This is a genomic window from Streptomyces viridosporus, from assembly GCF_002078235.1.
GTDB lineage: Bacteria > Actinomycetota > Actinomycetes > Streptomycetales > Streptomycetaceae > Streptomyces > Streptomyces viridosporus.
In genome coordinates this window covers 1-12,838 of sequence record NZ_MSGP01000264.1, presented here as the reverse complement: position 1 = coordinate 12,838, position 12,838 = coordinate 1, and the positions used below count along the sequence as shown (strand labels likewise).

Below are 12,838 nucleotides of genomic sequence, written 5' to 3'. Positions count from 1 at the left end.
GGCCGGAAGGGGCCGCGGAGGGGCCGGAAGGGGCCGGGAGCGGCCGAGCGGGCCCCGCACCGGCGGACGGCCATTACCGGCCATCACGCGATCAGGCGGATATCCCGAAATGTCCGCGCAAACTGCAGCGGCGTCACCGTGTTCAGGTCACGGTGACGCCGCTGCGGGGGGAAGCACCTGAGCGATCTGTTACGACGGGGGAATCGCGTCAGGCACTGCGGGGGGTGGCCGAGATGGTCCGGGGGACCAAGGGGTCGGACTCCACCTGCCGGTGGTCCCGCTGGTCCAGGTTCACAAAGATCATTCCGTATCGAATGGCACACCGCACGGGCTGCGGCGCCCCCCGAGGACGCCGCAGACACCGGAACGCCCGCACGTCTCCGTCCTCGTCCCGCGTGACGACGACCGGCTCGCCGAAGACGGTCACCATCAACGAGTCACCGCTGTGGGGGATGGCGGTGACCAGGTCGATGAAGTGCCATCCGGACCGGTAGGCGGTGGCCATCTCGCGGCGGAAGGAGCGGTCGTCGGGAGGTGTGGTCATCACTCAGCCCCAACTACTGTCGTCTGCGCCAAAGGGTGCGACTACACCCCAACTGCTGTCAGCAGGCGCGGACTTGGCGCCCACCACCGGTCCCCAGCTGCTGTCCGCCCGAGCGTCACCCTCCGTGCCGGCCAGGCCGTTCAGCGCTCCGTAGGCCACGACGACAGAGAAGGCGGCGACAAGCACCGAGCGAAGCGTTCTCTTACGCATAGTCGGCTTCGTCCTCACTTGAAGGTCACCTCTTCCCCCGTCAGGTACGACGATGGCTCATTCGGGCACGTCATGGCCACACAATCGGTGCATCATGTTCCTGCATGTTCAGGACCCTGGGGGGTGGAGATTTGACTACGAATCGGAATAATAGGACACATCCCCATGCGGTGACCGAACTGTGCGAGGTCGGCGGACGCCTGTACGCCGACGCCCTGCGCGCCGGCCGCATCGCCCGCGCGGACGTGGAGCCCGCTCCCTGCCTCATGGACCTCGCCCTCCTGCACCCCGACCCGGACGATCCCACCTGGCTGCGGCCGGTCTCCCCGGCGGTCGCCCTGGCCCAGCGGCTCAACCCCCTGGAACGGGAGATCACCGAGCGCCGGCGGATGTCGATCGAACTGGCCGACGCATTCGAGCCTTTCATGGCGCTCAGCGCCCAGGCGACGGTGACCACCCACTCGATCACGGTGCTGGAGGGCTTCGACCGGATCAACGCCGCCCTGGACCTGGCCACCGCGCAGTGCCGGTCCGAGATGCTCACGGTCCAGCCGGGCGGCCGCCGGCTGGAGCACACCCTCGCCCAGGCCCTGGAACGCGACCAGCAGATGACCGACCGGGGGGTGCGCATCCGCACCCTCTACCAGCACACCGCCCGGCACAGCCCCGAAACGCTGGCGTACGTGGCCCGGTTCGACACCGGGAAGGTGGAGTACCGCACCATCGACGAGCTCGTGGAGCGCCTCATCATCTGCGACGAGACCGTGGCCTTCATCCCCACCCGCGACGACCGGCAGGTCGCCCTGGAACTGCGCCACCCGGGCCTCGTCCGCTACCTGATCAAGGTCTTCGAGTTCATGTGGACCCGCGCGGTCCCCCTGAGCGCGGGCGCTCCGTACGAACCGGCCCCGGACGGCCTGACGGACATCCAGCACTCCATCGCCAAGCTGCTCGTGGAGGGCCACGTGGACGAGGCCATAGCCCGGCGTCTGGGCATGAACGTCCGCACCTGCCGCGCCCACATAGCCAAACTCGCGTCGGTCCTCGGCAGCGGCAGCCGCGCCCAACTGGGGTACCTCATCGCCCAGTCGGGGATCCTCGACCAGGAGGAGACGGTCAAGTGACGCCGGTGCCGCACCCCGGGCACGCCGCGGGAGGGCTCCGCTCCCCCGGTGCGGCCCGCCGGTACGGGCGGACCCCGCGGGAGGGCCGGGTGGCGGCCCGGTAGGGGGCCCTGGAGGCGGCCGGGGAGGCGCGGACGGCTCCCCGCCTCGTCGACGCCGGAGTCCCGGCCTGCCGCGCCCCGCCGCCGGCCGCCTCGGCCCGAACGTCCGCACCGCCCGCGCCCGCGTCACCGGACTCGCGTCGGCCCCCGGCAGCGGCAGCGGCGTCCGCGCCCGACCGGGTCACCTCACCGGGCGGTCCGGGACCCCCGGGCGGGAACCGTGCGGGAGGAGCGGGGCGGGCCGTCCAGGCCGGCCTGGGCGATGCGGACGCCGAGCTGGGTACGGCTGGCCGCGCCCAGCGTCTCCGACAGGCGGGCGATGTGGGCGCGGCAGGTGCGGACGCTGATGCCGAGGCGTTCCGCGATCACCGCGTCCTGGTGGCCCTCGGCCAGCAGCGCCGCGATGGACTGCTCCCGGTGCGAGATGCCCTCGATGCCGGTGTCGGGCAGCGGGGCGGTCAGCGGGATGGCCAGCCGCCACAGGCGTTCGAAGACCGTGCCCAGGTACTCCACCAGCGCCGGGTGCCGCAGCTCCAGCGCCATCGTGCGCTCGGCGTTGGCGGGGATGAAGGCGACCGTGCGGTCGAACAGGATCAGCCGCTCGATCACCTCGTCCAGGGTGCGCGCCTCCACCGCGTCGCCCATCAGCTCCAGGTAGGTGAGCAGCCCCTGCCCGTGCCGGGCCACGTGCGTGTACAGGTCCCGCATCCGCACCCCGCGGCCGCGCAGCGCCGTCGCCCGGTGCAGCCCCTCCGACAGCTCCGCCTCCCGCCGGATGCCGCCGGGCTGGACGGTGAGCACCTCGGTGGTGCAGGCCTGCGTCGCCTCGTCCATCGCCGTCTGGATCCGCGCCAGCCCGTCCAGCACCCGGATCGCCGGGCCCTCCGTCGCCGAGGGGGCCGGGGACACCTGGTGGCCGAGGCCGGCGTACCACTCGAAGGCGGCGACGGCCGAGCCGACCCGGCGCTGGCTCGCGCTGAACTCGTCGTACATCCCGCGCAGCAGCCGGGTCATGACCTCCTGCGGAGGGGTCGGGACCAGCCAGTCCATGTCGTCGGGGTCCGGGTGCAGCAGGGCCAGGTCCATCAGGCAGGGCACCGGCTCCGCGTCCCGGCGCGGCACGCGTCCGCGCCGTACGGCCCGGGAATACACGCGATCCCCGGCCTCGCACAGTCGGTCAGCACCGTGTGGATGCTCGTCCGTCCCGTGCCCGGCCATCGCCCGTCCCACCCCCGGTCCGCCACTTTCCGCAGCGCAACTATGCGCGGCCGGAACCGGCTCCGCAACACGGGTCCTCACGGCGCGACCACCGGAAACCACCGCTATGCCCGGCTATTTCCGCACCCCGGGCCGTCCCGGCGCGACGAACCGGCGGGGCGTGGCCGAATACCGACGCCGCGCCGCACCGCCGACCGGGGGCGACGGTGCGGGAACCCGCGGGCGGGAGGACGGCCGCGAAGGTTACTTCAGACCGATCTCGTCGCACGCCGCCTTGTACTTCGCGGTGCAGATGTCCGACACCTCGTAGATCCCGTCGGCGACGACGGTGTCCCGGATGTTCTCCTGGGTCAGCGCGACCACGGGCACGAGCTGCGCCGGGATGTCCTTGTCCGTGGGGCTGTCCACCCGGTCGCGGGTCAGCGCGTCGAACTTGATGTCCCGGCCCTGGACCTTCGCCACGGCCATCTCCGCGGCGCTCTCGGCCTCCTCCGGGTAGGACTTGTACACGCTCATGTACTGCTCGCCAGCGATGATCCGCTGCACCGCCGCCAGTTCCGCGTCCTGGCCGGTGATCGGGGGCAGGTCGGTGACGCCGGCGGCCTTGAGCGCCGCGACGATGCCGCCCGCCATGCCGTCGTTGGCGGAGTAGACCGCGGCGATGTTCGACGCGCCGATCGCGTTGATCGCCTCGGTCATGTTGGCCTGGGCGTTCTCCGGCTTCCAGTCCTTGGTGTCGTAGGACTTGGCGATCGTCACCTTGCCCCTGAGCTCGGACAGCGCGCCCGCCTTGAACTGCTTGGCGTTCGGGTCGGTCGACGAGCCGTTCATCATCACGATCTTGTCGGTGACGCCGAGGCCGCCGGAGGACTCCAGCAGGGAACGGCCCTGGACCTCGCCGACCAGCCCGTTGTCGAAGGAGATGTACGCGTCGATCGGTCCCTCGGCCAGCCGGTCGTAGGCGATGACCGGGATACCCGCTTCCTTGGCCTTCTTCACACCGCTCGCGATGGCGCGCGCGTCGACCGCGTCCAGCACGATGACGTCGACCTTCTTGTCGATCATCCCCTGCAGCTGGCTCTCCTGCTTGCCCGCGTCCGCGTCCGCGTTGGCGTACTCGACCTTGCCCCGGTTGTCGGTGAGGGACTCCACCTTCTTCTTGAAGATGGGGTAGTCGAACGTCTCGTACCGGGTGTTGGCCTTCTCCGGGAGCAGCAGCCCGACGGTGATGTCGTTCCCCTTGGTCGGGCTGGCGTCCTCGCTGCTCCCTGTCGCACCGAGCACGCCGCAGCCGGCGAGCATGACGGACATCGAGGTGACGGCCACGGGTATGGCGATACGACGCATGCGGGGGCTCACTTCAGGTGCGTTCCGGACGTGGGCACAACTTTGTGTCCCATGTGACTGAAAAGCCAACGCTTTCGCCACCATCGGAGTCAAGAGTGATCACTTAACGAGATGGACACAACACGGTGAGCCGTCCTCGTGAGGGACCCGCGAACGACCGGGGGAGATCCGCCGAACCCGCACACATGGGTCCATCACCGGCACGCGCGCACACGGCGAGGGGCCCGGAGGTTCACCGGAACCCCCGGACCCCTGCCGGTACTTCGCCTCCGCGTCAGTCCGGCTGCTGCTGCCGCTTCGGCCGCCATACCACCAGTGCGCTGGTCTGCTGGACCTCCTGGTACGGCACCAGGTCGCGGCGGTACGAGGCGTGCACCGCCGCCTCGCGCTGACGCATCGTCGCCGCCGCCCCGTCGAGGGCGTCCTCCAGTTCGGCCACCCGGGCCTGGAGGGCGGCAACCTGGTTCTCCAGTTCGATGATGCGCTTGATTCCGGCCAGGTTGATGCCCTCGTCCTGCGACAACTGCTGCACCTGGCGGAGCAGTTCGATGTCGCGGGCCGAGTAGCGACGGCCCCGGCCGGCGGTGCGGTCCGGTGACACGAGCCCCAGACGGTCGTACTGGCGCAGCGTCTGCGGGTGCAGGCCGGAGAGCTGGGCCGCCACCGAAATGACGTAGACCGGGGTGTCGTGGGTCAGTTCGTACGGATTGCGTCGACGGCCGTCCATCAGTCTCAAGCTCCCTTCGCGGCCTGGAACAGCTCCGCCCGCGGGTCCTCCCCCGCGGTCGCCTCGCGATACGCCTCCAGCGCGTCACGAGCCTTCCCCGACAGGTCCTTGGGAACACTCACCTCCACGGTGACCAGGAGGTCACCGCGGGTGCCGTCCTTGCGGACCGCGCCCTTGCCCCGCGCCCGCATGGTGCGGCCGTTGGGCGTGCCCGGCGGCAGCTTCAGCGTGACCGGGGGACCGCCGAGCGTCGGGACCCGGACCTCGCCGCCGAGGGCCGCCTCGGAATACGTGACCGGGACGGTGACGGTGAGGTTGTCGCCCTTGCGCCCGAACACCGGGTGGGTGCCGACGTGCACGACGACGTACAGGTCGCCCGCCGGACCACCCCGCTCGCCCGGGGCGCCCTTGCCGCGCAGCCGGATCCGCTGGCCGTCGCTGACGCCCGCGGGGATGCGCACCTGCATGGTCCTGGAGGACTTGGCCCGCCCGCTGCCCTTGCAGATGTCGCAGGGGCTCTCCGCGATCAGACCGCGGCCCTTGCAGTCGGGGCAGGGGTCGGTGAGCGAGAAGCCCCCGCCGGAGCCCCGCGCCACCTGCCCGGTGCCGACGCAGGTCGGGCACACGCGCGGTGTGCCGTTCTTGTCGCCGGTGCCGGAGCAGGCCTTGCAGGGCGCCTGCGAGGACATCCGCAGCGGAACGGTCGCGCCCTCGATCGCCTCGGTGAAGCTGAGGGTGACCTCGGACTCGATGTCCTGGCCGCGCCGGGGCTGGGTACGCGTGGTGCCCGTGCCGCCGCGGTTGAACAGGCCCCCGAAGACGTCACCGAGGCCGCCGCCGAAGCCGCCGCCCGCCTGGCCGCCGGCCTGACCCCCGAAGAGGTCGCCCAGGTCGAAGTTGAAGGAGCCGCCGCCCGCGCCCGGCCCCGGGCGGAAGCCGCCGTTGCCGAAGAGGGCGCGGGCCTCGTCGTACTCCTTGCGCTTCTTGGGGTCGCCGAGGACGTCGTTCGCCTCGGAGATCTCCTTGAACCGCTCCTCCGCCTTGGCGTTCCCCTTGTTGGCGTCCGGGTGGTACTCGCGGGCGAGCTTCCGGTACGCCTTCTTGATCTCGGCCTCGGTGGCGTCCTTGGGGACGCCGAGGACCTTGTAGTAGTCCTTCTCGATGAAGTCCTTGGTGCTCATCCCCGACGTCCCTCCTTCCCTGCGTCAGCTATTACGTCAGCCCTCCTCCGGGCCACCGTTCTCCTTGTTCTCCGCGGCGTCCGCCGCCTCGGTGCCCTCCTCGGCCGGCTTGACCGTCTGCGCACCGGGCTGCGGTTCGGCCACGGCCACCCGCGCGGGGCGGATGGTGCGCTCGCCGATGCGATACCCCGGCTGCAGAATCGCCACGCACGTCGTCTCGGTGACGTCCGGGGCGTAGGAGTGCATCAGGGCCTCGTGGATCGTCGGGTCGAAGGGCTCGCCCTCCTTGCCGAACTGCTGCAGGCCCATCTTCGCCACGGTCGTCTCCAGCGACTCGGCGACGGACTTGAACCCGCCGACCAGCTCGCCGTGCTCCCGCGCGCGGCCGATGTCGTCGAGCACGGGCAGGAGTTCGGTCAGGAGGTTCGCGACGGCGATCTCCTTGACCGCGACCCGGTCCCGCTCGACGCGGCGGCGGTAGTTCTGGTACTCGGCCTGGAGGCGCTGGAGGTCCGCGGTGCGCTCGCCCAGTGCGGAGCGCGCCTGGTCCAGCTGGGCCACCAGGGCGGCGTTCCGGTCCGCGTCCGCGTCCGGGGCCGTCCCCTCCTCCGGGGAGGGGGTGGGGGCGGCCTTCGGCTCGGCTTCGTCGGAGGAAGCGCCGGAGGGGACGTCGGGCTGCTGCGGCTGCTGCTCGTCGAAGCCCGGGGTCTCCTCGGTCACGCCGCACCGTCCTTCCGGTCCTCGTCCACGATCTCGGCATCGACCACATCGTCGTCCGCCCTGGCCTCACCGGCGCCGGCGGAGGCGCCGCCGGCCGCCTGGGCGCCCTGGGCGTCGGCGTACATGGCCTGGCCCAGCTTCTGGGAGACGGCCGCGACCTTCTCCGTGGCGGTGCGGATCTCGGCGGGGTCGTCGCCCTTGAGCTTCTCCTTCAGCTCGGCGACGGCGGCCTCGACCTCGGTCTTGATCTCGCCGGGGACCTTGTCCGCGTTGTCGCCGAGGAACTTCTCGGTCTGGTAGACGAGCTGCTCGCCCTGGTTGCGGGACTCGGCGGCCTCGCGGCGCTTGTGGTCCTCCTCCGCGTAGCGCTCGGCCTCCTCGCGCATGCGGTCGACCTCTTCCTTCGGGAGCGAGGAGCCGCCGGTGACGGTCATCTTCTGCTCCTTGCCGGTGCCGAGGTCCTTCGCCGTGACGTGCATGATGCCGTTGGCGTCGATGTCGAAGGAGACCTCGATCTGCGGGACGCCGCGCGGCGCCGGCGGCAGACCGGTCAGCTCGAACATGCCGAGCTTCTTGTTGTACGCGGCGATCTCGCGCTCGCCCTGGTAGACCTGGATCTGCACCGACGGCTGGTTGTCCTCGGCCGTGGTGAAGATCTCCGAGCGCTTCGTCGGGATCGTGGTGTTGCGCTCGATCAGCTTGGTCATGATGCCGCCCTTGGTCTCGATGCCGAGGGACAGCGGGGTGACGTCGAGCAGCAGGACGTCCTTGACCTCGCCCTTGAGCACACCGGCCTGGAGCGCGGCGCCGATGGAGACGACCTCGTCCGGGTTCACACCCTTGTTGGCCTCCTTGCCGCCGGTCAGCTCCTTGACGAGCTCGGCGACGGCGGGCATGCGGGTGGAACCGCCGACCAGGACGATGTGGTCGATCTCGCTGACGGAGATGCCGGCGTCCTTGATGACGTTGTTGAACGGCGTCTTGCAGCGCTCGAGCAGGTCCGCGGTCAGCTGCTGGAACTGGGCACGGGTCAGCTTCTCGTCGAGGTGCAGCGGCCCCTCGGCGGAGGCGGTGATGTAGGGCAGGTTGATCGAGGTCTCGGTGGACGAGGACAGCTCGATCTTCGCCTTCTCGGCGGCCTCGCGCAGACGCTGCAGCGCCATCTTGTCCTTGGCCAGGTCCACGCCGTGCCCGGCCTGGAACTGCTTGACCAGGTAGTCGACGACGCGCTGGTCCCAGTCGTCACCACCGAGGTTGTTGTCGCCGTTGGTGGCCTTCACCTCGACGACGCCGTCGCCGATCTCCAGCAGGGAGACGTCGAAGGTACCGCCACCGAGGTCGAAGACGAGGATGACCTGCTCGTCCTTGTCGAGGCCGTACGCCAGCGCGGCGGCCGTCGGCTCGTTGACGATGCGCAGCACGTTCAGACCGGCGATCTCGCCGGCCTCCTTGGTGGCCTGGCGCTCGGCGTCGTTGAAGTACGCGGGGACGGTGATGACCGCGTCGGTCACCTTCTCGCCCAGGTACGCCTCGGCGTCCCGCTTCAGCTTCTGCAGCACGAAGGCGCTGATCTGCTGCGGGTTGAAGTCCTTGCCGTCGAGGTTGATCTTCCAGTCGGTGCCCATGTGGCGCTTGACCGACCGGATGGTCCTGTCGACGTTGGTCACGGCCTGGCGCTTGGCCACCTCACCGACCAGCACCTCGCCGTTCTTGGCGAAGGCGACGACGGACGGCGTGGTCCTGGCGCCCTCGGCGTTGGTGATGACGGTGGGCTCGCCGCCCTCCAGAACGCTGACGACGGAGTTAGTCGTGCCCAGGTCGATGCCGACCGCACGTGCCATTTCGATTCCTCCAGCTGACTTGAGTGGAACTGACTCAAGTGTGCCCGAACACCCGGCAGGGGGTCAACAGAACTGAGTCGAGCAGACTCAACTCTTATCTATTCTCTACACGCAACCGTTCGCCGACCTGCACGGACGCGGTCGAAGACCGTTGACGGGGCGGCAGAACAGGGGTGACGGAAACCCGCGCCAGCGCCAGGACGACCACCACGGCCACCGCCGCCGCCCACAGCACCACGCCCCCGGATGCCCACCCGGTGTGTGCGCACACCCCGGCGACCACCCCGCCCAGCGCCCCGGCGCCCAGCAGGACGGTCACCGCGCGCGGGGCGACTCCGAGCCTACGCAGCCGGTGCCCGAGGTGGTCCGGCCCCCCGCACGCCAGGGGCCGCCGGGCCGGCCACCGCGCGAGGACCACGAGCGCGACGTCGGCGCACGCCACGGCGGTCAGCGCGAACAACACCCCGGCGCTCGCGCCCATTCCGTGCCCGGCCCGCACGAACACCACCGCCGAGGCGAGCACGAACCCCGTGAACAGCGAGCCGCAGGCGCCGAGACCGGCCCGCGCGGGATGCCGGTTGTGGACGAGGAACCCGGCCAGCGCGGCGGCCAGCACGCTCAGCAGCACCATGATCCCGTCCATCAGCTCGGCCGCCGCGCAGACCGCCGCCCCGAAGGCGGTCACCACCCCCACCGTGCCGGCCAGCCCGTCCGCGTGGTCGAGCCCCCGGAAGGCGGCGGTGAGACCCGCGACCCACCCCACGGCGAGCAGTCCGCCCGGCACCCCGGTCTCCTCGAACGGCACCACCACCGCCGCCGCCGCGGTCGTACCGGCGAGCGGGACCCACCACTTCAGCCGCCACACGTCCACGGCCAGCCCGAGCGCGCCGACACAGGCCCCGGCGACCAGCAGCGTCCCGATCCCGGCGCCGAGCGGCGCGACGCCCGTCGCGTCCCCGGCGGCCGCGACCAGGACGGTGGCCGACGCGACGGCCGCTCCCCCGGACAGCGGTACCGCCCGCCGGCGCCTGCGGTCCAGGAGGCCGAGGCGCAGGGCGGGGGGCCGGAGCAGCTCCGTGAGCAGGGCGGCGAGGAGCAGGGCGGTGGTGGCGGCAGCGATCCCGTAGAGCACGGATATAAGTTAGGGGCGTATGTACCGATTGAGCGTGAATAACACGATCGGATCCGGGGCGCCACCTCAGGCAACCCTCAGCGACTCAGATCACCCCGCGCCCGGCTACAGTGCGGCCGAGGATAGGGGTACTCTCGAACGGACTGCATAAGTTACCGCTTAGTAATTTCGGGGAGTCCTCCGGGAACCCCGACGAAACCCCTCGCAGGCCCGAGGAGCCCCCATGCAACTCGCCGCGATCATCGTGTCGCTGGTCCTGACCGTGGTCGGCGTTGCGCTGCTCGCACGCGCGATCGGCCAGTTCGTCCGGTACTTCAAGCTGGGCCAGCCGGTCCCGGCCGGTACCCGGACCGACAACCCCTACCAGCGCAGTGTGACCCTGGTGAAGGAGTTCCTCGGCCACACCCGCATGAACCGGTGGGGCATCGTCGGCGTCGCCCACTGGTTCGTGGCCGTCGGCTTCCTGACGCTGCCGCCGACCCTCGCCCAGGCCTTCGGACAGCTCTTCCAGGCCGACTGGACGCTGCCGGTGATCGGCGGGTTCCTGCCGTTCGAGATGTACATCGAGTTCATCGGTGTGATGACGGTCCTGGGCATCGCCGTGCTCATCGCGATCCGGCTGCTCAACCTGCCCTCCCGCCCCGGGCGCAAGTCCCGCTTCGCGGGCTCCAAGTCCGGCGAGGCGTACTTCGTCGAGGCCGTCATCCTCACCATCGGCCTCGCCATCTACGTGCTGCGCGGCCTGGAGGGCGCCCTGCACCACGTGGACGGCTACCAGGCGTCGTACTTCGCCTCGTACCCCCTGGTCCTCGCCTTCGACGGGCTGAGCACCACCACGCTGCAGAACCTGGTCTACCTGTTCGCGATGATCAAGATCAGCACCTCGTTCATCTGGATGATCGTGGTCTCGCTGAGGACCAACATGGGCGTGGCCTGGCACCGCTTCCTGGCCTTCCCGAACATCTGGTTCAAGCGCGAGGCGAGCGGCGACACCGCCCTCGGCGCCCTGCAGCCCATGACCTCGGGCGGCGAGCCGATCGACTTCACCGACCCCGGTGACGACGACGTCTTCGGCGTCTCCCAGGTCGAGCAGTTCTCCTGGAAGGGCCTGCTGGACTTCTCCACCTGCACCGAGTGCGGCCGCTGCCAGTCGCAGTGCCCCGCCTGGAACACCGGCAAGCCGCTCTCCCCCAAGCTGCTGATCATGAGCCTGCGCGACCACGCGCACGCCAAGGCCCCCTACCTGCTGGCCGGCGGCGGCAAGACCATGGAGGGCGAGGAGAAGGCGTCCGAGGAGCAGCTCAAGGACGTCCCCGCCGCCGCTCTCGCCGAGGCCGAGCGCCCGCTGATCGGCACCCTCGAGGAGAACGGTGTCATCGACCCGGACGTCCTGTGGTCCTGCACCACCTGCGGCGCCTGCGTCGAGCAGTGCCCGGTGGACATCGAGCACGTCGACCACATCGTCGACATGCGCCGCTACCAGGTCATGATCGAGTCGGCGTTCCCGTCCGAGGCGGGCACGATGCTCAAGAACCTGGAGAAGAAGGGCAACCCCTGGGGCCTGGCGAAGAAGCAGCGCCTGGAGTGGCTCAAGGAGGTCGACTTCGAGGTCCCGGTCGTCGGCAAGGACATCGAGGACCTGTCCGAGGTCGAGTACCTGTACTGGGTCGGCTGCGCCGGCGCCCTGGAGGACCGCGCCAAGAAGACCACCAAGGCCTTCGCCGAGCTGCTGCACATCGCGGGCGTCAAGTTCGCGATCATGGGCGGCGACGAGAAGTGCACCGGCGACTCCGCCCGCCGTCTCGGCAACGAGCCCCTGTTCCAGGAGCTCGGCATGGAGAACGTCATGGCGCTGAACGCCGCGTTCGGCGAGGAGATGGACGACGACGGCAAGGTCACCGAGGAGTCGAAGAAGCCGAAGTCGGCGAAGAAGATCGTCGCCACCTGCCCGCACTGCCTCAACACCCTCGGCAACGAGTACCCGCAGCTCGGCGGCGACTACGAGGTCATCCACCACACCCAGCTGCTCCAGCACCTCGTCGACGAGGGCAAGCTGATCCCGGTCACCCCGGTCGAGGGCATCATCACCTACCACGACCCGTGCTACCTGGGCCGCCACAACAAGATCTACACGCCGCCGCGCGAGATCATCGGCAAGGTCCCGGGCCTGCGCAACGAGGAGATGCACCGCCACAAGGAGCGCGGCTTCTGCTGCGGCGCCGGCGGCGCCCGGATGTGGATGGAGGAGCGGATCGGCAAGCGCATCAACGACGAGCGCGTCGACGAGGCCCTCGCCCTCAACCCGGACATCGTCTCCACCGCCTGCCCGTTCTGCCTGGTCATGCTGACCGACTCGGTCAACGGCAAGAAGAACGACGGCAAGGCCAAGGAGTCCATCCAGGTCGTCGACGTCGCCCAGCTGCTGCTGGAGTCCGTCAAGACGCCGGCCGACCCGGCGGGCGAGGCGGAGAGCGAGAGCGCCCCGGAGCCCGAGCCGGTGAAGTAACCGCCCCGGCCCCTCACGGCACCCTCCCAGCGCCCCGTCCCGGCTCCGGCCGGTGACGGGGCGCCGTCGTTCGCGGGTGCCGTTGTTCGCGGGTCCTGGGGTCTGCGGGCGCCGTCGTTCGCGAGTGCTGGGGTCTGCAGCCCCTGTGGTCCGCGGCCGCTGCGGTCCCCGCGGGCCGGCCCGCGGG

At 70.4% G+C, this 12,838-nt stretch carries 10 protein-coding genes; 2 read left to right on the top strand and 8 right to left on the bottom strand.

Annotation, left to right across the window (positions count from 1 at the left end):
- Positions 1 to 208 precede the first annotated feature (208 nt).
- Positions 209 to 544 carry a Rieske (2Fe-2S) protein gene (locus tag B7L92_RS19495; protein ID WP_081238807.1) on the bottom strand — a complete coding sequence of 112 codons (336 nt, stop codon included), beginning with the start codon at positions 542 to 544 and terminating at the stop codon, positions 209 to 211.
- 314 nt (positions 545 to 858) lie between these two features.
- Between B7L92_RS19495 and B7L92_RS19485 the strand changes: the two genes are divergently transcribed.
- The gene (locus B7L92_RS19485) at positions 859 to 1,878 is read left to right on the top strand and encodes a helix-turn-helix domain-containing protein (RefSeq protein ID WP_170102222.1); all 1,020 of its coding nucleotides are present in this window, start codon (positions 859 to 861) and stop codon (positions 1,876 to 1,878) included.
- Between the two features lie 287 nt (positions 1,879 to 2,165).
- Here the strand turns inward: B7L92_RS19485 and B7L92_RS19480 are convergent, their stop codons facing one another.
- From B7L92_RS19480 to B7L92_RS19450, 7 genes are all read right to left on the bottom strand, one after another.
- A complete protein-coding gene (locus tag B7L92_RS19480; RefSeq protein ID WP_081238804.1) occupies positions 2,166 to 3,197 on the bottom strand; it encodes a helix-turn-helix transcriptional regulator in 1,032 nt (343 codons plus the stop codon).
- 243 nt (positions 3,198 to 3,440) lie between these two features.
- Entirely contained in the window at positions 3,441 to 4,544 is a 1,104-nt protein-coding gene (locus B7L92_RS19475) for a sugar ABC transporter substrate-binding protein (protein WP_081238803.1), read from the bottom strand.
- A gap of 274 nt (positions 4,545 to 4,818) precedes the next feature.
- Positions 4,819 to 5,271 carry a heat shock protein transcriptional repressor HspR gene (locus B7L92_RS19470; protein ID WP_004985496.1) on the bottom strand — a complete coding sequence of 151 codons (453 nt, stop codon included), beginning with the start codon at positions 5,269 to 5,271 and terminating at the stop codon, positions 4,819 to 4,821.
- A 5-nt stretch (positions 5,272 to 5,276) separates the two neighbouring features.
- Positions 5,277 to 6,452 (bottom strand): molecular chaperone DnaJ, encoded by a 1,176-nt coding sequence (dnaJ, locus tag B7L92_RS19465; protein WP_081238802.1) that lies wholly within the window; start codon positions 6,450 to 6,452, stop codon positions 5,277 to 5,279.
- A gap of 36 nt (positions 6,453 to 6,488) precedes the next feature.
- Complete coding sequence (gene grpE, locus B7L92_RS19460; protein WP_081238801.1) at positions 6,489 to 7,172, bottom strand: nucleotide exchange factor GrpE; 684 nt, start codon at positions 7,170 to 7,172, stop codon at positions 6,489 to 6,491.
- The gene (dnaK, locus tag B7L92_RS19455; RefSeq protein WP_004985499.1) at positions 7,169 to 9,013 is read right to left on the bottom strand and encodes a molecular chaperone DnaK; all 1,845 of its coding nucleotides are present in this window, start codon (positions 9,011 to 9,013) and stop codon (positions 7,169 to 7,171) included. The genes grpE and dnaK overlap by 4 nt, the downstream gene beginning before the upstream one ends.
- A 94-nt stretch (positions 9,014 to 9,107) precedes the next feature.
- On the bottom strand, positions 9,108 to 10,145 hold the full coding sequence (locus B7L92_RS19450) for an MraY family glycosyltransferase (protein WP_081238800.1): 1,038 nt from the start codon (positions 10,143 to 10,145) through the stop codon (positions 9,108 to 9,110).
- Between the two features lie 223 nt (positions 10,146 to 10,368).
- Between B7L92_RS19450 and B7L92_RS19445 the strand changes: the two genes are divergently transcribed.
- Entirely contained in the window at positions 10,369 to 12,651 is a 2,283-nt protein-coding gene (locus B7L92_RS19445; RefSeq protein ID WP_081238799.1) for a (Fe-S)-binding protein, read from the top strand.
- The last annotated feature ends 187 nt before the right edge of the window (positions 12,652 to 12,838 follow it).